This window comes from Enterobacter asburiae (assembly GCF_008080435.1).
GTDB classification, from domain to species: domain Bacteria; phylum Pseudomonadota; class Gammaproteobacteria; order Enterobacterales; family Enterobacteriaceae; genus Enterobacter; species Enterobacter asburiae_C.
Genome location: NZ_VRKN01000005.1, coordinates 331433 through 357669, shown reverse-complemented (window position 1 = coordinate 357669; position 26237 = coordinate 331433). Strand labels below are relative to the sequence as shown.

Annotated in this window: 23 protein-coding genes, 2 tRNA genes and 1 pseudogene; 7 read left to right on the top strand and 19 right to left on the bottom strand. The window is 55.2% G+C overall.

Features of this window, described 5'->3' with window-relative positions:
• The first annotated feature begins 112 nt into the window (after positions 1–112).
• A complete protein-coding gene (locus FU672_RS12760) occupies positions 113–1369 on the top strand; it encodes a nucleoside permease (protein WP_148243506.1) in 1257 nt (418 codons plus the stop codon).
• 78 nt (positions 1370–1447) lie between these two features.
• Here FU672_RS12760 and citG read toward each other — a convergent pair whose 3' ends face one another.
• Genes citG through FU672_RS12720 form a run of 8 tightly spaced genes read right to left on the bottom strand, consistent with a single transcriptional unit; the run spans position 1448 to position 8759 of the window.
• Positions 1448–2251, bottom strand: a complete 804-nt coding sequence (gene citG, locus FU672_RS12755; RefSeq protein ID WP_148243505.1) for a triphosphoribosyl-dephospho-CoA synthase CitG — start codon at positions 2249–2251, stop codon at positions 1448–1450.
• Positions 2229–2768, bottom strand: coding sequence for a citrate lyase holo-[acyl-carrier protein] synthase (gene citX, locus FU672_RS12750; RefSeq protein ID WP_148243504.1), 540 nt, complete (start codon positions 2766–2768; stop codon positions 2229–2231). The genes citG and citX overlap by 23 nt, the downstream gene beginning before the upstream one ends.
• Before the next feature lie 2 nt (positions 2769–2770).
• The gene (citF, locus tag FU672_RS12745; RefSeq protein WP_148243558.1) at positions 2771–4288 is read right to left on the bottom strand and encodes a citrate lyase subunit alpha; all 1518 of its coding nucleotides are present in this window, start codon (positions 4286–4288) and stop codon (positions 2771–2773) included.
• 10 nt (positions 4289–4298) lie between these two features.
• Positions 4299–5174: a citrate (pro-3S)-lyase subunit beta gene (gene citE / locus FU672_RS12740; protein ID WP_148243503.1), complete on the bottom strand. Its 876-nt coding sequence runs from the start codon at positions 5172–5174 to the stop codon at positions 4299–4301.
• Entirely contained in the window at positions 5171–5464 is a 294-nt protein-coding gene (gene citD, locus FU672_RS12735; protein WP_148243502.1) for a citrate lyase acyl carrier protein, read from the bottom strand. Before citD ends, citE begins: the two co-directional genes overlap by 4 nt.
• 16 nt (positions 5465–5480) lie before the next feature.
• Entirely contained in the window at positions 5481–6503 is a 1023-nt protein-coding gene (gene citC / locus FU672_RS12730; protein ID WP_148243501.1) for a [citrate (pro-3S)-lyase] ligase, read from the bottom strand.
• A 13-nt stretch (positions 6504–6516) separates the two neighbouring features.
• On the bottom strand, positions 6517–7380 hold the full coding sequence (locus FU672_RS12725; protein WP_148243500.1) for a fumarylacetoacetate hydrolase family protein: 864 nt from the start codon (positions 7378–7380) through the stop codon (positions 6517–6519).
• Between the two features lie 17 nt (positions 7381–7397).
• A complete protein-coding gene (locus FU672_RS12720; RefSeq protein WP_148243499.1) occupies positions 7398–8759 on the bottom strand; it encodes a 2-hydroxycarboxylate transporter family protein in 1362 nt (453 codons plus the stop codon).
• 345 nt (positions 8760–9104) lie between these two features.
• On the opposite strand from FU672_RS12720, the gene FU672_RS12715 reads away from it, so the two are divergent.
• A complete protein-coding gene (locus FU672_RS12715) occupies positions 9105–10730 on the top strand; it encodes an ATP-binding protein (RefSeq protein ID WP_187360806.1) in 1626 nt (541 codons plus the stop codon).
• Positions 10720–11412, top strand: coding sequence for a response regulator (locus FU672_RS12710; protein WP_148243498.1), 693 nt, complete (start codon positions 10720–10722; stop codon positions 11410–11412). Before FU672_RS12715 ends, FU672_RS12710 begins: the two co-directional genes overlap by 11 nt.
• Positions 11413–11511: 99 nt before the next feature.
• On the opposite strand, the gene FU672_RS12705 is transcribed toward FU672_RS12710, so the two are convergent.
• Positions 11512–13647, bottom strand: a complete 2136-nt coding sequence (locus tag FU672_RS12705) for an ornithine decarboxylase (protein ID WP_148243497.1) — start codon at positions 13645–13647, stop codon at positions 11512–11514.
• Positions 13648–13828: 181 nt separating this feature from the next.
• Between FU672_RS12705 and FU672_RS12700 the strand changes: the two genes are divergently transcribed.
• Both FU672_RS12700 and FU672_RS12695 read left to right on the top strand, forming a co-directional pair.
• On the top strand, positions 13829–14545 hold the full coding sequence (locus FU672_RS12700) for a DUF554 domain-containing protein (protein ID WP_094935400.1): 717 nt from the start codon (positions 13829–13831) through the stop codon (positions 14543–14545).
• A gap of 95 nt (positions 14546–14640) precedes the next feature.
• Positions 14641–14716: transfer RNA gene (locus tag FU672_RS12695), tRNA-Phe, on the top strand.
• A 140-nt stretch (positions 14717–14856) separates the two neighbouring features.
• Here the strand turns inward: FU672_RS12695 and FU672_RS12690 are convergent.
• Positions 14857–15279 (bottom strand): DUF4349 domain-containing protein, encoded by a 423-nt coding sequence (locus FU672_RS12690; protein ID WP_262349015.1) that lies wholly within the window; start codon positions 15277–15279, stop codon positions 14857–14859.
• A 227-nt stretch (positions 15280–15506) separates the two neighbouring features.
• Here FU672_RS12690 and FU672_RS25565 point away from each other — a divergent pair.
• Positions 15507–15946, top strand: a pseudogene (locus FU672_RS25565) (2-thiouracil desulfurase family protein); the annotation flags it as partial.
• A tRNA-Ser gene (locus tag FU672_RS12680) sits at positions 15898–15986 on the top strand. The pseudogene FU672_RS25565 and the gene FU672_RS12680, both read left to right, overlap by 49 nt.
• Before the next feature lie 94 nt (positions 15987–16080).
• Here the strand turns inward: FU672_RS12680 and FU672_RS12675 are convergent.
• The 9 genes from FU672_RS12675 to FU672_RS12630 all read right to left on the bottom strand — a co-directional run bounded on the left by FU672_RS12675 (position 16081) and on the right by FU672_RS12630 (position 26217).
• Positions 16081–16179: a helix-turn-helix domain-containing protein gene (locus FU672_RS12675; RefSeq protein WP_148243555.1), complete on the bottom strand. Its 99-nt coding sequence runs from the start codon at positions 16177–16179 to the stop codon at positions 16081–16083.
• Positions 16180–16245: 66 nt separating this feature from the next.
• Positions 16246–17100: a Fic family protein gene (locus FU672_RS12670; RefSeq protein WP_148243496.1), complete on the bottom strand. Its 855-nt coding sequence runs from the start codon at positions 17098–17100 to the stop codon at positions 16246–16248.
• Positions 17101–17594: 494 nt separating this feature from the next.
• The gene (locus tag FU672_RS12660; protein WP_148243494.1) at positions 17595–20510 is read right to left on the bottom strand and encodes an autotransporter outer membrane beta-barrel domain-containing protein; all 2916 of its coding nucleotides are present in this window, start codon (positions 20508–20510) and stop codon (positions 17595–17597) included.
• Positions 20511–20534: 24 nt separating this feature from the next.
• Complete coding sequence (locus FU672_RS12655) at positions 20535–21152, bottom strand: helix-turn-helix domain-containing protein (RefSeq protein ID WP_148243493.1); 618 nt, start codon at positions 21150–21152, stop codon at positions 20535–20537.
• A gap of 270 nt (positions 21153–21422) precedes the next feature.
• Positions 21423–21926, bottom strand: a complete 504-nt coding sequence (tssE, locus tag FU672_RS12650; protein WP_148243492.1) for a type VI secretion system baseplate subunit TssE — start codon at positions 21924–21926, stop codon at positions 21423–21425.
• Positions 21913–22710, bottom strand: a complete 798-nt coding sequence (locus tag FU672_RS12645) for a type VI secretion system accessory protein TagJ (protein ID WP_148243491.1) — start codon at positions 22708–22710, stop codon at positions 21913–21915. The genes tssE and FU672_RS12645 overlap by 14 nt, the downstream gene beginning before the upstream one ends.
• A 17-nt stretch (positions 22711–22727) precedes the next feature.
• The gene (locus tag FU672_RS12640) at positions 22728–23531 is read right to left on the bottom strand and encodes a TagK domain-containing protein (protein WP_262349013.1); all 804 of its coding nucleotides are present in this window, start codon (positions 23529–23531) and stop codon (positions 22728–22730) included.
• Positions 23532–23574: 43 nt separating this feature from the next.
• Complete coding sequence (locus tag FU672_RS12635) at positions 23575–23838, bottom strand: PAAR domain-containing protein (RefSeq protein ID WP_121424632.1); 264 nt, start codon at positions 23836–23838, stop codon at positions 23575–23577.
• 60 nt (positions 23839–23898) lie between these two features.
• Positions 23899–26217: a type VI secretion system Vgr family protein gene (locus tag FU672_RS12630; protein ID WP_262349017.1), complete on the bottom strand. Its 2319-nt coding sequence runs from the start codon at positions 26215–26217 to the stop codon at positions 23899–23901.
• Positions 26218–26237 lie beyond the last annotated feature (20 nt).

Sequence of the window (26237 nt, the reverse complement as noted above, 5' to 3'; positions counted from 1 at the left end):
TTTTGCGGGAGGTAACAAAACATATCGTTGCCAACTGATAGAATTGCATCAAATAACAACCCTGAATGTTCCCAAAACAACATATCTCCCGCTCACTTGTGAGGAAAGTAACATGAACCTTAAGCTGCAGCTTAAAATATTGTCGTTTCTGCAGTTCTGCCTGTGGGGTAGCTGGCTGACTACACTCGGCTCCTATATGTTTGTGACGCTCAAGTTCGATGGCGCGTCAATCGGTGCCGTATACAGCTCGCTCGGTATTGCGGCTGTTTTCATGCCAACGCTGCTGGGCATCGTGGCGGATAAATGGTTGAGTGCGAAATGGCTGTACATGCTTTGCCATCTGGTGGGCGCGGGGACGCTGTTTATGGCGGCCCAGGTGACCACGCCAGGGGCGATGTTCATGGTGATCCTGCTTAACTCGCTGGCCTATATGCCAACGCTTGGCCTGATCAACACCATCTCCTACCACCGCATCAAGTCTGCGGGAATGGATATCGTGACTGACTTCCCGCCAATCCGTATCTGGGGCACCATCGGCTTTATCATGGCGATGTGGGGCGTGAGCTTTGCAGGCTTTGAACTGAGCCATATGCAGCTCTATATCGGTGCCGTACTTTCCGTCGTACTCGCCATCTTCACCCTGACGCTGCCGCACATCCCGGTTTCTAATCAGCAGAAAAACCAGAGCTGGAGCGCGATGCTCGGCCTGGACGCGTTCGCGCTGTTCAAAAACAAGCGCATGGCGATCTTCTTTATCTTCTCCATGCTGCTGGGCGCAGAACTGCAGATCACCAACATGTTCGGCAACACCTTCCTGCACAGTTTCGATAACAACCCGCTGTTTGCCGGGAGCTTTATCGTCGAGCACGCGTCGGTGATGATGTCCATCTCGCAGATCTCTGAGACGCTGTTCATCCTGACCATTCCGTTCTTCCTGAGCCGCTACGGCATCAAAAACGTCATGCTGATCAGTATCGCCGCGTGGATGCTGCGCTTCGGCCTGTTCGCCTACGGCGACCCAAGCGCGTTCGGCACCGTACTGCTGGTGATGTCGATGATTGTTTACGGCTGCGCCTTCGACTTCTTCAACATCTCTGGTTCGGTGTTTGTGGAAAAAGAAGTTAAGCCGGAAATCCGCGCCAGCGCGCAGGGGATGTTCCTGATGATGACCAACGGCTTCGGCTGTATTCTGGGCGGTGTGGTGAGCGGTAAAGTGGTTGAGATGTATACCACCAACGGCATCACCAACTGGCAGCCGGTGTGGTTGATCTTCGCGGCATACTCGCTGGTGCTGTTCTTCGCGTTCATCGCGCTGTTCAAGTACAAGCACGTTCGCGTGCCAAACGGTGCGCAGCCGATCGCGCATTGATTGTTGTGCCCGGTGGCGCTGCGCTTACCGGGCCTACAAAACCAGACCGTAGGCCGGGTAAGCGTTAGCGCCACCCGGCTATTTTATTGCAGAGAGCACCCACCCCACCGACAGCAAATCCGCGCTGCCTCCGGGGCTCAGATTGCGTTCAATTAACGCGTTATCCATCTCAAGCAACGCCTCGCGATCCCAACCGTTCGCCAGTAATTCCCGCGCGTAGCCCTGAACGTAGTGCAGCCCTTCCATGCCGCCGCGCGACACCAGATTACTGTCCTGATTGATTGCCATCAGGCGTAACAGCAGGCCGTGAAGTGACCGTCCGTTCCACTGCGCCAGCGCCCTGCGCGCCGTCGCAAAGCCGCTTTCCGCCTCACCGCGCGCGCCGGTTAAGCCGTACTGCTGAAACTGCCGCTCGCCCGCCGTCGCCTGTCCGCTGCGTGCGGCCAGCTCCCGCGACACCAGCCCGCGGCAGATGTTACTCACCTCACAACAGAGGCTGTCTGCGCAGATATTTTTCACACGTCCGGCGGCGAAGCACAGTAAACCCAGGGCAAAAATCCCGCCCTTGTGCGTGTTCACTCCGTTCGTCGCGGCGTACATTGCCTGCTCGCAGGCCATCCCCATCGGGCGGATAATCCGTAACTGCTCATGAGCGGGCTTATCCGCATGCGCGTTACCGAGTTCAGCAAAGCGCGAAAACCACGGCGTAATCGCCGCAATGCTGCGGACGAACAGCGCGTGGTCCATATCGCGATGGGAACCGTTATTGAGCTTGTCCACCAGCCCCGGCTTGGGCGTCAGCTCCAGCTCCTGCCATAGCGCCGCTTCGGCAAGCGCAGGCACGTCAGCCGGGCGCGGTTTAGTCGCGAGCAAACCAGTCATCGATCATCTTCTCCACGCGGGAAACCACCTGCTCAGCGGGGTGATGGCGCGAACGGGAACAGGCGTGCGCGGGCTCGTCGCAGATCAGGCAGCGCCTGAGATTCGCTCCCAGCGACTGACGCCCGACGTGGCCGTATTGAGGGCAGATCACATCCAGATCCCACAGCCTGCCTAGCGGGTGCGTCTGCTCCAGGTCCGCACAGTGCGCTTTAATCTCCGCTGCCGGATGGGCCACGCACCACAAGGCTTCTGGCCCGGTCGGGAGCCACAGCACCTGACGGTCCAGCACCTGCCAGCGGTTTTCCCACAGCAGCTGGTCGCACATCTGCAGCGCCACGCCCATGGTGTTGCGATAGCGCAGACTGTCTTTGATTTCCCCCGGCGTGACCAGCGTGAGGGAAATCACCGGTTGTTGATAGTGCTCAAGCATGTCAGCCTGGCGCGCTGCGCGGCGATCTTTCGCCGCCAGCAGTTCGTCCAGGCTGACACCCGCCCGCACGGGTGTCGCTATTGTCATAACTACTCCTTTACCTGTCGTACGGTGTCGATCACGCTGCCGTCGCGGTAGCGGATCACCCCGACGATTTTGTCGGTAAACTCAATCGGTTTCGGTACGCCAGTCAGGGAAATCGCCCGCTCGTAAAGCGCGCTGATATCCACAACTTTAAGCCCGGCTTCCAGCAGCCGCTCGCGGATCTCCTGGCGCGCCGGATTGACCGCAATGCCGTGATCGGTGACCAGCACGTCGATGCTTTCGCCCGGCGTGAGGCGCGTGGTGACGCGCTTCACGACCGTCGGAATACGGCTGCGCAGCAGCGGCGCGACCACAATGGTCAGGTTCGCCGCGGCGGCCACGTCGCAGTGCCCGCCGGACGCGCCGCGCATCACACCGTCGGAGCCGGTGATCACGTTGACGTTAAAATCGACGTCGATTTCCAGGGCGCTGAGGATCACCACGTCGAGCTGGTCGCAGCTTGCCGCCTTGCTGCCGGGGTTGGCGTAAACGTTGGTGGAGATCTCCACGTGGTTCGGGTTGCGCGCCAACGAAGCCGCCGCCTGGCCGTCAAAGCACTGGGTATCGAGCAGCTTTTCGATCAGCCCCTTCTCGTGCAAATCCACCAGGCTGCCGGTGATGCCGCCGAGCGCAAAGCGTGCCTTCACGCCGCTGCGCTCCATCTTCTCTTCCATAAAGCGGGTGCAGGCGGTCGCCGCCGCGCCGGAGCCGGTCTGCATCGAGAAGCCCGGTTTGAAGTAGCCGGAGTGTTCAATGACGTCCGCCGCATAGCGGGCAATCATCAGCTCGCGCGGGTTGCTGGTGACGCGCGCCGCGCCGACGCTGATTTTCGCCGGGTCGCCCACGCTCTCAACCTGCACAATGTAGTCCACCTGGTCCTGCACCAGGCTGGCGGGCATGTTGGGGAACGGCACCAGTTCTTCAGTGAGCAGTACCACCTTGCGGGCAAACTGCGCATCCACCATGGCGTAGCCCAGGGATCCGCAGCACGATTTACCGTGCGTGCCGTTGGCGTTGCCAAACTCATCGCTGCACGGCACGCCAAGGAACGCCACGTCAATATTCAGCTCGCCGTCCTGGAGCAGCTTCACGCGCCCGCCGTGGGAGTGAATTTGCACCGGCTCGTCCATCAGCCCGTGGGAGATGGCATCCGCCAGCCTGCCGCGCATGCCCGAGGTGTAAATCCGGGTGATGACGCCGCTTTCAATATGTTCGATCAGCGCATCGTTGCAGGTCATCAGCGAGCTGGAGGCCAGCGTCAGGTTTTTGAAGCCCATCTTCGCCAGCAGCGCCACCACGGTGTTGATCACCCGGTCGCCTTCGCGAAACGCATGATGGAAGGAGATGGTCATCCCGTCCTGCAGGCCGCTGCGCATCACCGCCTCTTCGATGGAGGCACAGAGTTTACGGTTGTGCTTCGCATCGCTATCCGCCAGCCACGGCGTTGCACTATGGGCGGTATCAAAGGGTTTTAAGTCCCGCAGGTGGGGAAAATTCACGTGAAGAAGTTCTGTCTGATTCATCATCTCATCCTTACCGACGCACGCCGGAGGCCGCTGCGCGCTCCAGCACCACCTGCGCGTGGTTAATAATCGGTGCATCCACCATTTTGCCGTTGAGCGACACCACGCCCAGGCCGTTACGCTCGCCCTCTTCTGCCGCTTCAATCACCCGCTTCGCGTGATCCACCTCTTCCTGCGTTGGAGCGTAGGCGTTGTGCAGCAGGTCAATCTGGCGTGGGTTAATCAGCGATTTGCCGTTGAAGCCCATCTTGCGGATCAGATCGACCTCGCGCAGGAACCCGGCCTCGTCGTTAACGTCTGACCACACCACGTCGAAGGCGTCGATGCCCGCCGCGCGGGCGGCGTGCAGCACGGCGCAGCGGGCGTAGAACAACTCGGTGCCGTCGCCGCGTTCGGTCTGCATGTCCATCACGTAGTCAAAAGCGGCCAGCGCAATCCCGATGAGGCGCGGTGAGCTGCGGGCAATCGCCACGGCGTTGATGACGCCAATGGCTGATTCAATCGCCGCCATCACGCGGGTGGAGCCGACCTCGCGACCGCATTCTTGCTCAATGCGCTCGAGGTGGCCTTCCAGCTCGTGGATATCGTCCGGGGTGTCGGTTTTCGGCAGGCGGATCACGTCCACGCCGGCCCGCACGGCGGCTTCCAGATCCAGCAGGCCAAACGGCGTGTTGAGCGGGTTAATGCGCACCACGGTTTCGATATCCTGATACATCGGGTGCTGAAGCGCGTGGAACACCAGCATGCGCGCGGTATCCTTCTCGCGCAGGGCTACGGCGTCCTCAAGGTCAAACATGATGGAGTCGGGACGGTAGATAAAGGCGGTTGAGAGCATGGCGGCGTTGGCGCCCGGCAGGAACAGCATACTGCGGCGGAGTTTGCTCATTTCAGCGCCCCCCAGTTGATGGCCTGTTCATCGGCGGCACGCATCAGCGCGCTTTGCAGGCGGGCGCGGATCACACAGTCCAGCGCCCCTTTGTCTTCAATAATGATAAGTCCCTGGTGCACGTTCATGGCGCGCAATGTGTCGTTGACCACCTGGCGAATTTGCTCGCCAAACTGCTTAATCACTTCACTGTGGATGACTATCTCCAGCTCGCCGTGAGCGGGAGCGATTTTCACCATCAGGTCGCTGGACTCCTGCGTTCCGGCCAGCGCCTCCCTTATAATTTTCATGATAAATTCCTGGTAGTTAAGCGACTTCCGCACTCGCACGGTAATGCGTTTCGAGATGCGCGAAGGTGGAGTCCGGGACAATCTCCCGGATCCGGGAAAACTGCTGTGTCTTCAGTAAGCGGCGCACTTCCGACGCTGATATGGCGTTGCCGGTGGCCTTGATGCGCGGCATTTCCACCACTTCGATATGCGAGGCCAGCAGGTCGTGCAGCGTCTGGTTGTACTGGCGGGTGATATCGCAAAACGGCTCCGAGCCGATGAAGCGGTGCGTAATGCCGAGCGCCGGGGCGATGAAGTCCCGGAAAATCAGCACATCAATCTCGCTCCACGCCTGCTGCACTTTGCCGGTCTCCTTCAGGAAGTAGGCCGGGAAGGTGGCGCGGGAGATGATGTACTGCGAGCCTTCATGCACCACCACGTTCGGCAGATGCGCCACGCCCGCGCGCACCATCTCAAGGCGCGCGCTGAACGGGAAGAACGAGGCGTCTTCACGCACCACGAACAGATGCAGGGCGTCGCACCGCTGCGCCGCCTGCTCCACCAGATGGCGGTGGCCGAGGGTGAACGGATTGGCGTTCATCACTATCGCGCCAATGTTCTCCCCGCACTTGCGCGTCGCGCGCAGGGAACGGCAGTAGCGTTCGATCCCCTGCGGGGTGTTCTCCATCAGCACCGCGTTGTTCCCGCTCTGAGCAATCGGCCAGAAGCCGCTGCGGGCAAAGCGCTCCCGGTTGCACGGACGGGTGCAGAGGAAGAGGTGAAAATGGCCGCGCTCCAGCGCCGCATTTTCCACCTCTGCCAGCAGCCGCGCGCTGAGATTCTCGCCGCGAAGCTGTTCGTTGACCGCCACGCATTTGATGACGTTGGCAGCAAGCCCTGCGCAACCCACCAGCTGCGAACCGGACCAGGCTTCGACAAACAGCGTGATGTCGTTGTCCAGGCCAAGGCCGCTGTCTGCCAGCAGGTAACGGATCTGGCTTAAGCGTTCCGGGTGTTTCGCCACGAGGGTGTGGCGAAAATCGATGGGTTGCGATTGCATGCTGTCGCCTTACTTAATGTGCTGCCGCAAGCCCGACGGCTGGCGCTTCCACGATCACGTTGCTCAGATGACCGATATGCTCGATCTCCACCTCAATGCGATCGCCCTCTTTCATAAACAGCGGCGGGTTACGCTTTTTACCCACCCCGCCCGGGGATCCGGTGATGATCACGTCGCCCGGGCTTAAGCGGGTAAAGGTGCTGATGTACTCGATCAGCTCCGCAACCTTGTGGATCATGCTGCTGGTGTTGTCTTCCTGCACCATGCGCCCGTTCAGCCAGGTGCGGATAGCCAGCTGGTGCGGATCCGGGATCTCATCCGCCGTCGCCATCCACGGGCCAAACGCCCCGGTCTGACGCCAGTTTTTACCGGCGGTAAACCAGGTGTGCTGCCAGTCGCGGGCGGAGCCGTCCATATAGCAGCTGTAACCTGCCACGTGGCGCAGCGCGTCGTCGCGGCTGATGTTCTCCCCGCCTTTGCCGATGATCACCGCCAGCTCGCCTTCGTAGTCGAACTCGCTGGAGTGGCGCGGTTTCAGCACCGGTTCGTTGTGGCCGGTCTGTGAATCCGGGAAGCGCACAAACAGCGTCGGGGCCGGGTTGTGCTGATCAAACTCCTTGCGCTTGTCGGCGTAGTTCATGCCCACGCAGAGGATTTTTTCCGGCTGCACAATCACCGGTAAGAAGGTGATGGCGCTCAGCGGCACGTCCACGGCGTCGTTCAGGTAACGGGTGGCCAGCGCCAGCCCGTTGCCCTGCAGCAGCGCCTTGAGGTCGCTGTAGCGGTCGCCGAGACGGCGACCTAAATCAATCACGCCGTCGGCCTGGACGATGCCGTAGCTGCGTTTTCCCTGGTATAAAAAGCTTGCGAGTTTCATTGTTCTTTCCTGAAAACTTAAACGAGGAAGTTGCCCAGAATCAGCAGTGAGATAGAGACGTTAATCGCCCCACCGATACGGGTAGCAATCTGGGCGAACGGCATCAGGCTCATGCGGTTGCCTGCGGTCAGGATCGCCACGTCGCCGGTACCGCCCTGTCCACTCTGGCAGCAGGAGACGATGGCGACATCAATCGGGTGCATACCAATCTTTTTACCGACGAAGAAGCCGGTCGCCACCAGTGCAGAAACGGTACTGACAATCACCAGCAGGTTGCTGATGGTGAACGCCGCCACCAGTTCATGCCACGGGGTGATGGCCACGCCGACGGCGAAGAGGATTGGGTAGGTCACTGAAGTCTGGAAGAATTTGTACACTACCTGAGAGCCTTCCAGCAGGCGTGGAGAGGCGCCGTTGCAGAGCTTCACCAGCACCGCCATAAACAGCATGCCAACCGGGGCAGGCAGGCCAATAAGCTTGTGGCCGAGCATGCCCAGCATGTAGAGCAGCACCGCCAGCAGCGCGCCAGAGGCGATAGTGGTGACGTCCGCTTTGCCGGAGAACGCTGGCTGAGAGACGGTGGTATCGGCATTCGCGCGGTTAGGCATCAGCTGACCTTCACCGGTCAGGTGCGGGTAGCGTTTACCGAGCTGGTTCAGACAGCCGGAGATGATGATTGCCGTCAGACCGCCGAGCATCACCATCGGCAGCACGCGGCCGAGCGCCACGCCCTGGTCCATGTGCAGCAGGGTGGCATAGCCGATGGAAAGCGGGATTGCCCCTTCCCCGACGCCGCCCGCCATAATCGGCAGAATGATAAAGAAGAAGATCTGGAATGGCTCAAGACCCAGCGCCATACCCACGCCCATGCCGACAATCATGCCGACAATTTCACCGCACAGCATCGGGAAGAAGATGCGCAGGAAGCCCTGAATCAGCACCGTGCGGTTCATGCTCATGATGCTGCCGACGATAATGCAGCAGATATAGAGGTAGAGAATGTTGGTGGATTTGTAGAATTTGGTGGTGGACTCGACCACCACGTCCGGCAGCAGGCCATAGTAGACCAGCGCGGAAGGGATAAAGGTGGCGCAAATCGCCGCCGCGCCGAGCTTGCCGACAATCGGCAGGCGTTTACCAAACTCGCCGCAGGCAAAGCCGAAGAACGCCAGCGTTGCCACCATCACCACGATGTCACTCGGCAGTTTTCCGCCCAGGCAATCAATCGCAATCAACACACCCGCCAGAACGAACAGCGGCAGAGGAATAATCCCGATTTTCCAGGTATCCATAATATGCCACCAGCGCTCTTTGAGCGAAGGCCGCTGAATTTCAATCGGGTCGTGGGTAACAGAGAAAGAATCGTCAGTTGTGCTCATAATAAGCCCCTTGGTTATTTTGTGCGTTCAGCTTAGAGTCACAAAGGCTTACTTTATGTGAGGGATGGCATATTAAAAGCGAAGTTTTAATGGCAGCTATGGTTTTAATGGTTTCTTTTATTTAATGTGATTTATACCTTATTTATTGCCGTGGTTTTTATGGTTTCTTTTCCGAATTGAACAAACAAATAACATTTGTTTGTGCAGCCAGAAGCACGTTAGCCTTTAGGATAACTCTTTTACAGCGCCCGCTGTGCAAGGGATCACAAGTTTTCGGCAAAACGGGCGTCCGCGCGAAAAAAGATGATATATTGGCGATCTTTGCTGCTACCTCGCGTGATAGTTATGAAAGTCTCTTTCCAGATCAAGTTGTTTATTTCGCTGGTTGCCTTTTTCTCAGTACTTTTTGCGCTACTGGGCGGATATTATTATGCCGACGTCGGGAAACAGCTTTATCAGGAAATGAGTACGCGAGCCAAAATACAGGCTGAAGAGATTGCGCTTATTCCGACATTGCGTAATGAAGTTGAACAAAAGAATATCAACGCCATCCATGATTTTATGCAGAAAATTTCTGCGCACAGTGACGCCAGCTTTATTGTGATTGGTGATAATAAGGGGCAGCATCTTTTTCACTCCGTCTTCGCCGACAGAGTGGGCACGACCCTGGTTGGCGGAGACAATGAAGCCGTTTTGCAGGGTAAAAGCACCACCACCATTCGCAAAGGCGGGTTGGGCATTTCGCTGCGCAGTAAAGCGCCCATCTTCAACGCGGCCGGACAGGTGGTCGGCATTGTTTCGGTAGGCTATCTCACCAGCTACCTTGATACCATTACCGTCAGTAAAGTGGTCAATATCCTGATTGCCGCCGTGCTGCTGCTGATCGCTCTCTTTATCTTCTCCTGGTTCTTTACCCGCAGCATCAAGAAGCAGATCTTCTCCCTTGAGCCGCGAGAGATCGGCCTGCTGGTGCGCCAGCAGAAGGCGATGATGGAGTCTATTTATGAAGGAGTGATTGCCATTGACGATCGGCGGCGGATTGAAGTCATCAACCAGGCGGCGCGCAAACTGCTGGGTCTGAGCCAGCCGGCCCGTGAACTTCGCGGACAGCTGATAAGCCAGGTGATCGAGCCGGTCCCGTTCTTCGACACGCAGACGATGCTGGCGAAAGATACCCATGACGAGATTTGCCGTTTTAACGATCTCACGGTGATTGCCAGCCGGGTGCACATCATGCTTGAGGGCTCGCTGCAGGGCTGGGTGATCACCTTCCGCGATCGCAACGAGATCGACTCGCTGAGCGCCCAGCTCAGCCAGGTAAAACGCTATGTCGATAACCTGCGTATTATGCGTCATGAGCAGTTAAACAGGATGACGACCCTCTCCGGCCTGCTGCATATGGGCCGCTATGAGGAAGCCATTGGCTACATTCAGGCGCAATCAGAACATGCCCAGGAGCTACTGGACTTTATCTCTTCGCGCTTTTGCTCCCCGACCCTGTGCGGTCTGCTGCTGGGGAAAGCCGCCCGCGCGCGGGAGAAAGGCGTCGAGCTCAGTTTCGACCCGGCCTGTCGGCTGGACAGACCGTTCCTGCCCCTTGGAGAGCAAGAGCTGATTTCGATTATTGGCAACCTGCTGGATAACGCCATCGAAGCGACTCAGCGATCGCCGCTTCCCCATGCGCCGGTAGAAGTGCTGATAAAACTCAGCGAACAGGAGCTGATTATTGAAGTGGCCGACCAGGGCGTTGGCATTACACCGGCGATCCGTGACCGGATCTTTGAACGCGGTATTACCACCAAAACGCGCGGCGATCATGGGATTGGCCTGTATCTGATCGAAAGCTATGTCACACAGGCTGGCGGCGCGATAGAAGTTGCCGATAATACCCCGCGCGGCGCCATTTTCTCCTTGTTTATCCCGGCCACGGGAACCGCCCGGCAACTGGAAGACACCGACTATGCAACATGAACTTATCGACGTACTGATTGTTGAAGACGAGAACGAACTGGCGCAACTGCACGCGGAGCTGATAGGCAAACATCCGCGTCTGAGGCTGGTGGGCATTGCCTCGTCGCTGGCTGCGGCCCAGGCAGAACTTGAAAGCAAACAGCCGCAGCTGATGCTGCTGGATAACTATCTGCCGGACGGCAAAGGTATCTCGCTTATCAATAACCCCATGCTGGCCCGCGCCAACTGCTCGGTGATTTTTATTACCGCCGCCAGCGATATGGACACCTGCAGCCAGGCGATTCGCAACGGCGCTTTCGACTATATCCTCAAACCCGTCTCCTGGAAGCGGCTCAGCCAGTCGCTGGAGCGGTTTGTGCAGTTTGCCGAACAGCAGCGGGTCTGGAAGATTGTCGACCAGCAGAACGTGGATTCGCTGTATCAGCTACAGGCGAAAAACTACCGTCAGGATAACGGCAGCAAAGGCATTGAGGAAAATACGCTGGCGCGAGTGCAGACGCTGTTCAACGACAAGGCAACGCACTGCTTTACCGTGGATGAAGTGGTGAGCGAAACGGGATTAAGCAAAACCACCACCCGGCGCTATCTGGAGCACTGCGTAGAGGCGGGTTTTCTGACGGTGGAGATGCTGTACGGCAAGATTGGGCATCCAAGGAGGATGTACAAGCGTAGTGCGGCTTAACTCCCCTCACCCCGGCCCTCTCCCCAAAGGGGCGAGGGTGAAAAGACGGCTCCGTGCAATCCCCTCTCCCCTTTGGGGAGAGGGTTAGGGTGAGGGGGTCTACCTTAATACATACCCATACAGCCGCTTAATCCCGTCGGCATCCTTCTCGCTGTAAACCCCCTGCAGCTCCGGCGAGAAGCCCGGCAGCAGGTTGACGCCCTCCTCCAGCGCCAGGAAGTAACGCTGTACCGCCCCGCCCCAGACTTCACCCGGCACCACGCACAGCACGCCTGGCGGATAGGGCAGCGCCCCTTCAGCAGCAATGCGCCCTGCGGCATCCCGTATGCGAACCAGCTCCACCTCTCCGCGAATATAGGCCCGGTTTGCATCCTGCGGGTTCATCACCACCTCAGGCAGGCTCTCCTTACGGAACATCGCCTTCTGCAGATCTTTCACGTCAAAGCTGACGTAGAGATCGTGCATCTCCTGGCACAGCTGGCGGAGGGTGTAATCCCGGTAGCGCACCGGGTATTTCTGGAAGATCGTCGGCAGCACGTCCGCCAGCGGCGTGTCATCTTCAATATGCTGTTCAAACTGCCCCAGCATCGCCACCAGCTGCGCCAGCTTCTCGCTGCTTTCGGCAGGCGTCAGCAGGAACAGGATCGAGTTAAGGTCGCATTTCTCCGGCACGATGCCGTTTTCGCGCAGGTAGTGCGCCAGAATCGTCGCCGGGATCCCGAATTCCGTGTATTCCCCGGTTTCGGCATCGATACCCGGCGTGGTCAGCAGGAGCTTGCACGGGTCGACAAAGTACTGCTCGCGGGCATAGCCCTCAAACCCGTGCCATTTGGCCCCCGGCTCAAAGCTGAAGAAGCGCAGCTCGCTGGCGATAGCGTGCGTCGGATGATCCTGCCACGGCCGCCCCGCCACCACCGGTGGGATAAACGGTTTGATCATATGACAGTTGGCAATGATCGCCTTACGCGCTTCAATCCCCAGCTCGACGCACTCCGCCCACAGCCTGCGTCCGCTTTCACCTTCGTGGATCTTGGCATTCACATCCAGCGCGGCAAACAGCGGATAAAACGGGCTGGTGGAGGCATGCAGCATAAAAGCATTGTTCAGCCGCTTGTGCGGGCAGAAACGCGCCTGACCGCGAATGTGGTTATCCTTTTTATGGATCTGCGACGTTTGTGAGAACCCGGCCTGCTGTTTGTGCACCGACTGGGTCACAAAAATCCCCGGATCGTTTTCGTTCAGCTCCAGCAACAGCGGGGACGTTTCCGCCATCATCGGAATAAACTGCTCGTAGCCCACCCAGGCGGAATCAAAGAGGATGTAGTCGCAGAGATGGCCGATCTTGTCGATCACCTGACGGGCGTTGTAGATCGTCCCATCGTAGGTACCAAGCTGAATGATCGCCAGACGGAACGGACGCGCCTCGTCGGCCTTCTCCGGTGCCGCCTCGCGGATCAGTTCCCGCAGATACGCATCGTCAAAGCAGTGATCGTCAATCCCGCCAATAAAGCCAAACGGGTTACGCGCGGCCTCAAGATAAACCGGCGTAGCGCCCGCCTGGATCAGCGCCCCGTGGTGGTTAGATTTATGGTTATTGCGGTCGAACAGCACCAGGTCGCCGCGGGTCAGCAGCGCGTTGGTCACCACCTTGTTGGCCGCTGACGTGCCGTTCAGCACGAAGTAGGTTTTATCCGCGTTGAACACTTTTGCCGCGAACTTTTGCGCGTGCTTGGCGGACCCTTCGTGGATCAGCAGATCGCCCAGCTTCACGTCGGCATTGCACATGTCGGCGCGAAACACGTTCTCACCGAAGAAATCATAGAACTGTCGCCCTGCCGGGTGTTTTTTGAAAAATGCCCCGTGCTGGTGGCCCGGACAGGCGAAAGTGCTGTTACCCATCTCCACATACTGGCTCAGGGTGTCGAAAAAGGGCGGCAGCAGGTTCTCTTCATAACGGTTGGCTGCACTCTCCAGTTCCAGAAACTCCTGGGCTTTACCCGAGATGACCGCGGTGGCGCCATCAGGTACGTCCGTTGGCTCCTGCGAGAAAATAAACACCGGTAAATGAAAGCCCGTGCGTTTCAGCAGTGCAAGAATGCCGCTGCGACTTTCAGCTGCTGTGATGACGACGGCCGCCACATCGGTAAAATCAGTGCTGTCCAGCGTCACCTTTTCGCGGTGCGTAGACACGGTGGAGACCAGCTCGCGGCTGACGGCAATTTTCATGGTTTTCATAGGCGCAGTTACCCTCACCGAGCGGTGAGACAGGGAGGAGAAAATTCGCGCAATAATGTCACCTTTTATTTTGAGGTGCAAGAAGGAATCAGTATGCACGAAACCACCCAAAGCTAAGGCCCGCGCAGCCCTGACGTGCCATAATAATGCAATATCAATGATTAAATAACAGGAGTTAACTTTGGTTATCGGGCCATTTATTAACGCAGGCGCCGTATTGCTGGGCGGCGTACTCGGCGCCGTACTGAGCCAGCGGTTGCCGGAGCGTATTCGCACCTCCATGCCCTCGATATTCGGCCTGGCATCGTTAGGGATCGGTATTCTTTTAGTGATCAAATGCGCCAACCTGCCGGTGATGGTGCTGGCCACCCTGCTCGGCGCGCTGATTGGCGAATTTTGCTATCTGGAAAAAGGCATTAACAGCGCGGTGAGCAAAGCCAAAAACCTGATTGCCCGACCGGGCGGCAAGGCGAAACACGGCACGCACGAGTCGTTTATTCAAAACTATGTCGCCATCATCATTCTGTTTTGCGCCAGCGGCACCGGGATTTTCGGTTCGATGCAGGAAGGGATGACGGGCGACCCAAGCATATTGATTGCGAAAGCGTTTCTTGATTTCTTCACCGCCACTATTTTCGCCACCACTCTTGGCGTCGCCGTCGCGGCGATTTGCGTCCCGATGCTGCTTATTCAGCTCGCGCTCGCCACCTGCGCCACGTTGATTCTCCCGCTGACCACGCCGGCGATGATGGCAGACTTCACCGCCGTCGGCGGCCTGCTGCTGCTGGCTACCGGGTTGCGCATCTGTGGGATTAAGATGTTTGCCGTGGTGAACATGCTGCCCGCATTGCTGCTCGCCATGCCGCTCTCCGCGCTCTGGACGCACTTTTTCGCTTAAGGATGCGGCGAAATGGTGAGAGATTGCGCAGTCTGTAACGAAAACAACATTTTTCGTTGACGACGGGGGGCAGATCGGGTTTAATGCGCCCCGTTGCCCGGATAGCTCAGTCGGTAGAGCAGGGGATTGAAAATCCCCGTGTCCTTGGTTCGATTCCGAGTCCGGGCACCACTATTTAGAAAACCCAGCCTATGGCTGGGTTTTTGCTATATGGCTACGGCCGATTTCTGGGCGCTGATAAGCGTGGCTTTAATGCAGGCACGCTTACGCTAATAGCCCGGTAAGTTAATACAGGCGGTGGCTCTTTTTTATCACTTAATTTTGCCGGATAAATTGCTGACCTGATTTGAAAGGTTGTCGTTGCTCCGCTTCATGTCATCAAGGCTTCTTTGCAATCGCTCGATCTTACTCTCCTGCTCAGAATTCTTTCTCTCAAGCTGTAAAACCTTCTGAGTTAGCTCATCGACTTTGCTGTTGTCGGACTTCATCTTCCTCAGGCTATCCTGCATCGCCTGTAGATCCGACGCCCTGAAATCAGAAGACTCGATTTCATCTGCATTAGAAATTACCGGGATATATCCTCTACTAGAGATGTGGGGTTCGATACTAACCTGAACTTTATTTGGACCCGCAGAGTGCGCGTAACCTATTGAAGAAAAATAAAAAAAAGAAACAACACACAGACCAGACAGATATTTATTCATTTCTAACGTCCTTTTAAATTTTTCAATCACTTCCAGGAGCCTCCTTCTGGTATCACCCGCTCAGGATAAAAACACATGGCTTAGCCTCTGGCAGTTCATAAACGGGGTTAAAGCGCAGAAGATACTATTCGTTTTTCATTATAATACGCGTTTCCTCTCCCCCAAAATCCAACCGCCACCCGCTCATTTTCTGCCACCTTATATCCGCCGGTATCGAGATAAGCGCGTTACCACGCACCTTATCAAAGGTATCTCCCATGCCCGTCAAAGAAATAATCCTGCTTAGCGCCTGCCTGTCAGGGCACCTTGTCCGCTACAACGGTACCGATAAATCCTGTTCCTCAGATCTGCTGCAACACTGACGCAAAGAAGGCCGTCTGGTCACCCACTGCCCGGAACTGGCGGCAGGGCTATCTACCCCCCCTTATCCGCAGAGAGGGTTAGCGGTCAGGGAATCGACGTTCTGAACGGGCACGCGCAGGTGGTAGAAAGCGATGGGCGCGATGTAACGCAGCCGTATGTGCTGGCGGCGTGGCTGGCGTTGAAAACTGCGCAGAGTCAGGGCTGTCGGTTTGCGATTATGACCGACGGTAGCCCAACCTGCGGGAGCCAGAATGTATATGACGGGGCATCTAGCGGGGTGAAGGTGCCTGGCGAAGGGGTCGCGCCGGCGCTATTGCGCCAGCAGGGGATTGAAAATCCCCGTGTCCTTGGTTCGATTCCGAGTCCGGGCACCACTATTTAAAGAACCCGCCCAAAAGGCGGGTTTTTGCTTTTGGGCTAGTCCAGTTCTTCAATGCTTCCCCTTTTTGTTCTTAGACAACGCGGTGCTTATAGCGCTTCAGCGATCAGCCTTTCACCTTTGGGCCAGCGACGGGTAAGCGCGTTTGCCAGCCCTGAGTTGCGAGAAACGGCAGAAATATTCCTAATTCATCTAACAAGAATATATGATGATGCCATCATCATTTTCTACCGTAAAATTAACCACCTCTAAGCTTATAAATCAGGAATAAACCCTTCCTCCCGTAGAACCTTAATCACCCCACGTATCAGATACGAATTAGAAAATTTCGCCGTATAGGAACGGGCCCCCTCTTCTACTGGCTGAAGTAACCCTCGCTCAATCAGCTTACCAAGCTGATAAGTCACCTGCGTCGGTTTCAGATCCGGCAAAACAGCGCGTAGATCGCCCGCTTTTATCGTCCCCAGCTCAACGGCACGTTTCAGAACCTTCGATTCCAGCGGATTTATCAGTCCTCTCTCCGACGAAAAATCGATAGCCGGATACAGGATTTTTTCACTCAGAAAAGCATGGCTTGTCAGTTGATCAACTTTCTTCAGCTCAGACGAGATCCCCGAAAGCACATATAAGCACCATTCTTCCAGCCCCTGCTCTGTTCCCTTATCAGCTAACGAAAGCATGGCGTAATAGCGTTCACGATATGCACCGGGCGTTCTGTCGCCTTCCTGTTGCAGCCCGGCGACCGCCAGACTATGCAACTCGCGGATAAAATATTCCGTTATGTCATCGCCATTGCTCAAGTATTCGTCGATAAACTCCATCGCGGCTTCAATATTGTTGATTTCTTTGAGCTGATCCGTCGAACTCTGCGTTCCTTCAACCTTGCTTTCAACATAGTCTGCAAGCGTGGTGTGGTTTCCCTCAATCCTTGCAGAGCCAAGACTCTCCAGCATGTGGAAAACAGTCTTCAGCTGCGCAAACAGGATAGGGTGAACATTGGTTTCCAGCCGCAGATGCCGAAGTAGCTCCAGCTCCGTCAGCGCGTCGACCAAAGGGGAATCAAAGCTGGGATTCAGAAGTGAGAGTTCAAAGTGATTAAATTGAGCCATGATGTTTAGTTATCTCAACTGGTGTATGGCAACATCTCAAAAATATAGAAAAAATACTAATAGAATCTATAGATTAGAAATTTCGCCATTTTTTATTATCTCAAAAATCGTTGTTCCAACATATCAAATGTAAGTTTGAACGATGTTCAATGCGAAGGGGATGGGGCTTGCCTGAGTAATGCAACATGGATTTTTTAGCACCGCTATGTGTGGAGTTCCACCCACTATATGTGGACCTCAGACCGTTATATGTGGATCTAATTCCACACAAAACCAAAGCGATTTTTATGGGGGCCTTAGTGGGGGCGCTGTTTGTGAGAAATCCCTACAAAACCAATAACAAACAGCGTATTAATCGTGGATATGATTCCGAGTCCGGCACCAAAATTCATATTAACGGACCTCCACGGAGGTCCGTTTTGCATTCCAGGCCTGCCGAAAACGGCCGCGCCCTGCCCGCAGCATCGCTTGCCGGGGCGAGGGCTTAGCCAGCGTTAAAAGTGGTATTTCAGGCCGAGCATGGCCGCAGCATCGTAATAACCTTTATCTCCCATCTGGACACCGATATTTCCCCAGGTGTTCAGCCGTGGGTTAATCTGCCCTTCGATGCCCGTTTTGATTTCACCCAGATCTCTCGCACCCGCCTGGTAGACGCTCACATCATCCATCTGTGTACCAAAATCACGGGTGTTATGGATCCAGTTAAGTTCAACGTAAGGCTGGAACACGCGCTCCTTACCGTTATCCATGGCATGGTGGCCTTTGAGGAAGGTGCGAATACCCAGCCTGGTGCGGATATTCCCCTCGCCTTCGCTATGAATACGGGTGCCGTTTGCCTCATGGAAATCATCGGCTTTCACCCCCATCCATATCACCTGCGCCTGAGGCTGGATAAACCATTCATTCAGCGTCCCCTTGCTCCCCATGAACTCAGCGAGTTTCTGCGTGTATCCCGCCTCCAGCGATGCGGTGAATCCCCGAGATTTATACGATTCGCTCGCTAACCCTTTGCCCTGGACGCTGTTAGTAAACCAGTTGTACAGTAACCAGCTATCCAGCCAGGCACCCTGCGACGCTGGGGCATTGGCATACCAGGTCGCGTATCCACCTATGCTGTATCCCTCCACGGAACCGCTGGCGCGGTAGCCGCTCGCCAGGCTGCGCGTCGAACTGTGGTTGTTACCGTAGCCCGCCATAACGCCGAGATGCCAGCGATCGACACCATCACGACTCCAGCGCGCCACGTCTCCGCCCAGCTGTGCCACATAGCGATTACTCTGGGTTGTCAGCTGGCCGCTACCGTCATGCCAGCCGTTGTGGCCGCCGACCTGACGCAGCCACAGGCTGGTCACTTCGGGCTGTGCCGATAAGGCATCTACAAACCCAGGTTCACCCAGTCGGTCGTGCAGGCTCATCGTAAACAGGGTATTGGCCGCGCCGATATTCGCGGTGTAACTGCCCGCTTCGGGACGAATCACCGGCGCTTTTCTTTGCGGATCCGGCATCGGTTCAGGTTTCGTGCCAGGATCGGGTTCTGGCACTGGTTCTGGCACTGGCTCCGGCGTTGGATCCGGTACAACCGGCGTCGCCTGGCTGGTCAGATACCAGTTTTCGCCCTTTTGCATCAGGGAGTAGTCATAAGCGCCCGCCACAATACGGCCCGATTGCACGAAATTGCCGTAAGAGGTTCCGCCGACATCGACAATTTCAATACCTTCAACCGTTTGCGCGCCGTGCCCGCCGAGGTTATTGATGGCGACGTACGTCGTGCCCGCCAGCACGTCGCCGCCGACGATCACTTTATTGCTCGGCGAGCTGTCATCTCCCAGCACGCTGTTAAACATCAGCATCCCACCATTACCGGCATAATCGCCGGTCACCGTCAGGGTGTCCGCCGCGTTGGGCGCGGAAAAGGCGATAGTGCCATTATTGGTCAACTGGCCGACAACCGAACTGCCACTCATATTCCAGCGGCTGGTACTATCCAGCGCCAGCGACGTCGCGTTATTGACTGCGCCATTCAGCGTCGAGGCCGACGTCAGATCAATCGCCACGCTGTTAGCGACGTCAGTGGAGGTAATATCGCCATTTAACCGGCTGTTGGCGGCCGTTAAGGTCACAGTGCTGTAGAGGTTATTGGCGGGATCACCCGCATACTCATAATGACTCACGTTCATCAGCTGGCCATTGCCGCCGCTGAGCGTAGAGTCATTTACCGTTAGCGCCAGCATCGTGGTATCGACATCGATCGCCTGCGCCTGCCCGCTTTGCAAGGTCACATTATTCAGCGATACGCGATTGCTGAGCGTGGTGGAGTAACCATTCACATACAGCCCGGTTGCCGCGTCGCCAGACGTCACGATCGTACTGTTGCTGATATCCAACTCCCCTGCACGGCTCCACAGCCCAAAGCCTTGTTTGCCCGTGGTCGTAACGCGCACATTATCGGCGGTAATAACCGAACCGGGATAGACCAATAGCCCCGGCGCGAGTTCGCCGTGCGTGGTGATATCGCTGTTGGTCAGCGTCCCCTTCCCGCCGGTTGCGGCGAACAGGCCAGCCCCGCCGGTGCCGTGGGTGGTTATGGTTAGCATATCGCCCGTGAGCTGCTGATTTCCGCTATACAGCGCATAAGAATTGAGTCCCGCGGTTTCGAGGGTACTGTGAGTCATCGTTGCCGTGCCACGCTGCGCGTTCAGCGCGATGGCGCGATCGCCTGCGGTTGAAAGGGTGGCATTGTTTATATTGACGGAGGAGTCAGTGGCGGTGACCCACACGGCATCGCTGTATTTACCCTGCGTCGCGTAACGGCCCCCTTCAATATTTATTTTTGCCGCCTGGTTGGCATTCACTGCATAACTGCTGTCGCCGGTTGTTGTGGCAACCGTATTGGTCAGCGTTACCTCACCCGCCATGACGCTGATGGCGTCGGCACTTTCGGTGGCGATGGTGCTATCGCTGACCTGCGCCATCGCAGAACCTTGCGTGGTGGACCAGGTACCGTCCAGCACCAGCCCCTTAGCGTTATTCTGAGCAGCGATGGTAATATCGGAAAGCACGGCTGAGCTATTATTCGCAAGATAAATGCCGCTGCCGGCGTTACCGCTGACGTTAATTTCCAGATTGTCACCCGTGAAAACGCCACCATCAATCCACGCTCCGCCGCCGCGCGCCCCGCTACTGGTAAGAAACAGCTGGCTGCCGTTAAATTCCGCGCCGTTTTTAGCCTGAATAATAAAGGCACCGCTTGTGTCATTTACAAGCGTCAAATTATCGAAATGGAGTTTCCCTCCATCAACAACAATAGTGTTACTATTTGCGGCGGAAGCATAATGACTTACAAGGAGATAGATCGGTAACGCGCAGAGTAAACGATGCCACTCACCCTGACTGGTGTGATAATTATCCATAGTATTGCCTTATAACTATTCCATTTATAAACACAGCGTGTTTCTTTCATTACATCCACAGCGGGCGACGAACGAGGCGTAACGATAAAACTCAGCCTGATTTGAGGCGCCCATCTTACGACTGGCGTTACGATAATGGGTGCTGATTGTCTTTGGCGAGCGATTCAACATTCGTGAAATATCGCCGCTGTTGTAACCCCTGCCAATTAAGAGCATGACATCGTTTTCCGCATCCGAAAGCTGGGCGTATTTCTTTAATCCGAAGCTCCAGTAGGCATCTTCTTTATTGAGATGAACGTGATAGTCCGCAGTAGCGATTGCCAGTATTTTACCGATCTTCATCGATACATCGTTGAGCGTTTGATTACGGGCCAAAAAAGGAACATGCAGCGTTAGCTTTTCTGGTGCCCTGTTTTCTTTATGCCAGCGATCGCTATTATTACGAATTTTCTTTTTATTCAAAACATTAATCGTTACGAAATCATCATAGAAGATGATGTTAGCGTCTTCCCTACTCATTTCGTCTGTTGATAATGCAAAACGCGCCTCTTTTAGACGTGCGCTTGCTAATTGACTCAAAATTAAGGATTTCACCCCTAACCCACGATAATAATTAGAATCCCTCAACAGTATATTCAACATATTCCACACCTATGTATTGCATTCCCTTACAAGGAAAATTACCCCCAAAAACAGCGAGATAAACATTCAGCGAAAAAACTGTATTCGCTATGCGGAAACGGTTCTCTACAGAACCCCACAAATTAAGAAAAAGCTCACCTTGATACTATTAAAAAACCTCTCTCCTGGTAAGGATCATCAATTGTTTTAGGATAATTCGCCAAGAAAAACTTCAAGGTAAGATCTTAATTTGCACGTTGAATTTCTTTATTTAAGACAGGTTAAGATTTATTAAAGAAGCTTCAGATCGACCTTTTCAGACTCCACGTCGTAACGACCATTCATACATAAATCTACAGGGTGGGGCTGCCAGTCAATCAGCCCTCGAATCTCAAACGCAATAACGGCATGCCTCGCCATATGCTCCCTTTCCTGCAATGAACGCACCAGCAATGTTTCAGGGATAATACGTGGTTCGAAGCGGATGATAGCCTTACGGATTGCCCGCTCGATAACCTGCCAGTTATTGCGATTTTCAGGGCTGCCGATCAACGCCGGAATACCATAATTAAGCACTGATTCCGTTACTGCTTTATAGCGTTGCTCATTAATCGTGTCCTCGATGTTGGTATGATTAATTAAATCAGCAATATCTTTCTGAACCAACTGGCGTATCGTTTTAGCGTCGACAGGCCGGACGCGATCGTGAGGGCTATTAGGTTCGTCATCCTGTAACCGCTCCAGAAGAGTAGGTAGATAGCGACCTCCTCTGGTTAACGACTTATTCGAAGACAATCTCACCCACCTCCATGATCGAATGTTCACAGCTGTCGGTAATGAGTACCTTACGGCCATGGCCGAGTATGAGCAGATCGGATAGCGAGGACCACTCTGTCTTTGACCCCAGTTTATAGTCTTGTTCATCATCCGTCATAATCGGGTAGCGTGCCGGAATGAAGCCAAAATATTCTTCCCCCGCAACGTTAACGGATGCCTGTGTCCAGAGAAGGTCGAGGAGATCTTTCGGTTTTGAAACGCGTAATTGTTGAACTTCAGAGAAAGGTAGCCAACGATATCCTCCGGCACAAATAAATTCACATACCGGCCCAAGACGGCCATCGCTGTCTGCAATCCAGGAAAATTCGCCCAAAGTATCACTTTTGCCATGGCTTTCCGGCGCAAGTTCAAATGCTTCAGATCGCGTCATATCCGATAACTTCATATTGCCCTGGCAATATTGTCCGTTCGCCTCATGTAGTTTCTCCATCCACAACGGCATATCGCCCTGCAACGTTGCGGCCAGACGCTCACCGGATAAAACCTGCGTGCGCTGCATTTCACTAAAGACGAGGTTTTTATAGAGCTCACACTGTTTTTTCATTTCCTCGTCGAGCAGCGATAAAGTCTGCAGTTGCAGTAACGCGCTGTTCCATGCGCCGTCAACGCAATACAATTTAAACAGCACTTCCCGGGCTTTGAGATCTTGCGGAGACGCCTTCACCTGGGAAAGAACCTGCGCCAGCAAATCATTAAGAGAAGCGGTTTTTAATGTTTCGGTTAATGTTGTAATGTCCTGCATAGTAGTAACTCCTGTTATTAATAGTGTGAATCCAGGCCAATCTTGTGGAAATCACGGAACACCAGCTCCGGAACCTGATATGTGCCTTTCGCCACGATATGCTCTGGTGAAAGGGATTTGAGTAAATCGATTTTTTCTTCTTCGACAAAAATATCGTCCGGGATACCGCTGTTTTCAAAATCAGGCCAGACCTTTTCCATCAGAAAAGATCTGTCGACGATACATTCCGTTAAAGTCTTTTCTTTTAGACTTTCGTTTACGCGGTCAAACTGATTATCGGTTTTGATAAGATAAGCCGCTTCATTGCTGACGTTATCGTAGTACTGGCGTCCTTGCTCTTGCCAGATAAGGAATCGTTTGTACTCGATTTCAAGCATTTTCAATACATCATTGCTGTTCCTTTGCGCGATGACATTATTAAAATAATGTAAGTCATTTATATAACTGCCCCCGTTCGGCAAAATCTCCTCAACTTCAGGGATTTTATCCGCCGCCTGCCAGGTATTCTCCGCGCCGATAAACGGCGAAAATCCCTGATGCGTTAGCGCGTCGGCCTCCTCAGTGGACATCTCCAGCTTAAAGTGGCCGATCTGAAGATGGCTCCCGATGCGCAGGGGCTGGCTCTCGCCATAGCGGAGCTCTACGCCGTCCAGCAAACAGATGGCGTTGACGCAAAAGTTCCGCATGACCGGACGGGTTAAATGCCAGTAAAAAGCCACCGCATCTTGCCCCTCGGGCACCTGGCTGTGGGGTCCAAAGACCCCGCGGCTTACCTCTAGCACAATGGCCCGATCCGCCGTAATACCTTCCTGCAGCGTCACGGGCTGGCGCGATACGGGCCATTCAAAACGCAACTTCATTGCGTTAACCGATATAGACATCGCCAGAGCCCGTTACGACAGCCGCACCGCACCCGGTTACATCGCCCAGCCTTGCGGCCGGTACCCCGTTGATAAAGACCGTTCCTGAGCCTACGGCCACGGGCGCTGCGCCATGCAACAGCGCGCATGGTGCGATACTGACGCCCACCATCGCGGCTGGAATGCCATTAACGTAGACATTTCCCGACCCGGAACATAAGGCACCACCGTGAGCGGTGGCATCTCCGACACGTGCTGCGTTTTGCATATTTCACTCTCCCTTAAAAATAGTGGGTGACGACGACAGGTCTTCGCCGTCAGATGCACATTAAGGCTCAGGCGTTTCGCTGCCTGTCTGCGTTGGAGTTTCCGTCGGGGTTTCCGTTGGCGTCTCCGTTGGCGTCTCCGTCGGCGTCTCCGTTGGCGTCTCCGTCGGCGTCTCCGTCGGGGTTTCCGTCGGGGACTCCGTTGGCGTCTCCGTCGGGGTTTCCGTTGGCGTTTCTGTCGGAGACTCCGTTGGCGTATCCGTCGGGGGCTCCGTTGGCGTCGGGAGCGGCGGTAACGGAATCTCAACGCCAAACAGCGTTGAAATCACAGGCAGGCCACGCAGGCCAATCATTCCACCGCCGCCGCCGCCGCCACCACCACCGCCGCATTTATCGCAGCAATCGCCAGGGTTAAGTTCGACTGTGCCGCCCTGGATAATGACCTGATCGGATCCCACGATTTTGATCTTCTTCGCCGAAAGCACCAGCTCACCGCCTGCCGAGAGCGTCATCGCGCCTCCCGCAACGGTGGTGCTCGCGCCGCCGACAGCCAGAGAGTGATACCCCCCCACATTGACCTGTTGAGCGCCGCCAACAGATAAAGAGTGGTAGCCACCTACGTTCGTCATAAATGCGCCGCCGACGTTAATTCCCTTCGCAAGCGCAACGGTATCGGTCTGGCCTCCTCCCACCTGAATGGCCAGCGCGCCTCCGATCATGGCGCTACTGTTACCGATCACATCCGACATATAGTTCGCGCCAACGAACAGGTTTCGCGACAGGCCGACATTCACGTCGGAATTCATGCCGATCGTCTGCTCCTCGTTTTGCTTGGTTAAACGGGTCATATTGCGCTCGGCCTGTTCCCAGTACTGCTCAAGCCCAGGCTTATCTTCAAAGCGAATGCCGTTAAAGTTACTTCGCCCACCGCCAACGGTGCGGCTAACCAGCCCGCTCTGCGTAGCGTTCACTGGCAGATCCCACGGCGGCATTGTGACGTTGTTGTACAGGCTGCCGATAATCAGCGGTCTGTCCGGATCGCCGTTAATAAAGTCGACAATCACTTCATGGCCGATACGGGGAATATAGATGCCGCCAAAGTTGTTTCCGGCCCAGGCCTGGCTCACCCGTAGCCAGCAGGAGTCGGACTCTTTGTTCTTACCATAGCGATCCCACAAAAAACGCACCTTTACGCGGCCGTATTCGTCGGTCCAGATCTCTTCGCCATCAGGACCAACAATAATAGCCGTTTGCGGTCCGCTGGTTTTTGGCTTGGGCACCGTCATCGGGTGGCGATAAATCTTGGTGGTTGGCTGAACGGTAAAATCGCAGTGATAACGGAACTCGTCCACGCCAGTCACCTGATTAATCTCTTCCACCACCAGATGGCTTCGCAAAATCATGTATTCGCGGTTCGCTTTCTCGACGGGATAATTCACCAGTTCAAAATCACACCCACAGGCAATACCGCGCAGTTCGCCGGAACCTTCGCAGCGTGACCCCAGCGCCCCGCGCTCTTCCATTCGCACCCGCGCCAGCTGCTCGCCGATATTGGGCTGCTCGTAATCACCAGGCCAGTGGAAGATCTCCATCTCATTAAAACTGGTTTTACGCGGCTTGCTGTCGAGCGCCATAATATCGGCGCGTGATTTCGTAAAATCATAATCGTTGGTGACCCATTTCCCGGAAGTAATGGTCTCCTGAAAATGGAACTGGTTGATATATTCCTGGTCCATCTTCGGACGATCGGCAGCGTACTGAATCACGTGATAGGCTTCACTCGGGAAACGTTTATGCGCCCCGACGTTATCCACTAAAATCAGTTTGTGATGCTGTTCGGCATGTTCAAAGAACCAATAAATACCCCACTCTTCCATTAACCGTTCAATAAAATCAAAGTCGGTCTCACCATACTGAACCTGGAAATCCAGCAGCGGGTAGCTTCCCGATAGCCGTTTTTCTAACGGGAAATTGTAATCGCCTAACACCTCATCAATAATATCCACCACGGTTTTTTGCTGGAATATTTTGAAATCAGAGGTGAGTTCTGCCAGATGCAGCCATGGGCGAATCACAATTTCATAGAGCGCCTGATTACCATCGCGTCCGATATAACGCGCACGTTGCACAATTCCTGAAATTTCCCGGGTATCTTTACCAATTGCAAAAATATCCCCCAGCCCGTTGCCATCCAGTTCAATGGTGACGGTCATTTCTTTGCCGATTAACGCTTTCAAATCGACATTCGATGCGACCTGCCAGGGAATCAAAGGGTTAGCTGGGGTTTTAGCCGTAATCACATAGGAGTACAGGGACGACAGCGCCTCTTCACCATCCAGCCTGGAGATGACCAGAGCGGTATCACCCAGCAACAACGGCATCGCCGGACTGCTTAATGTAA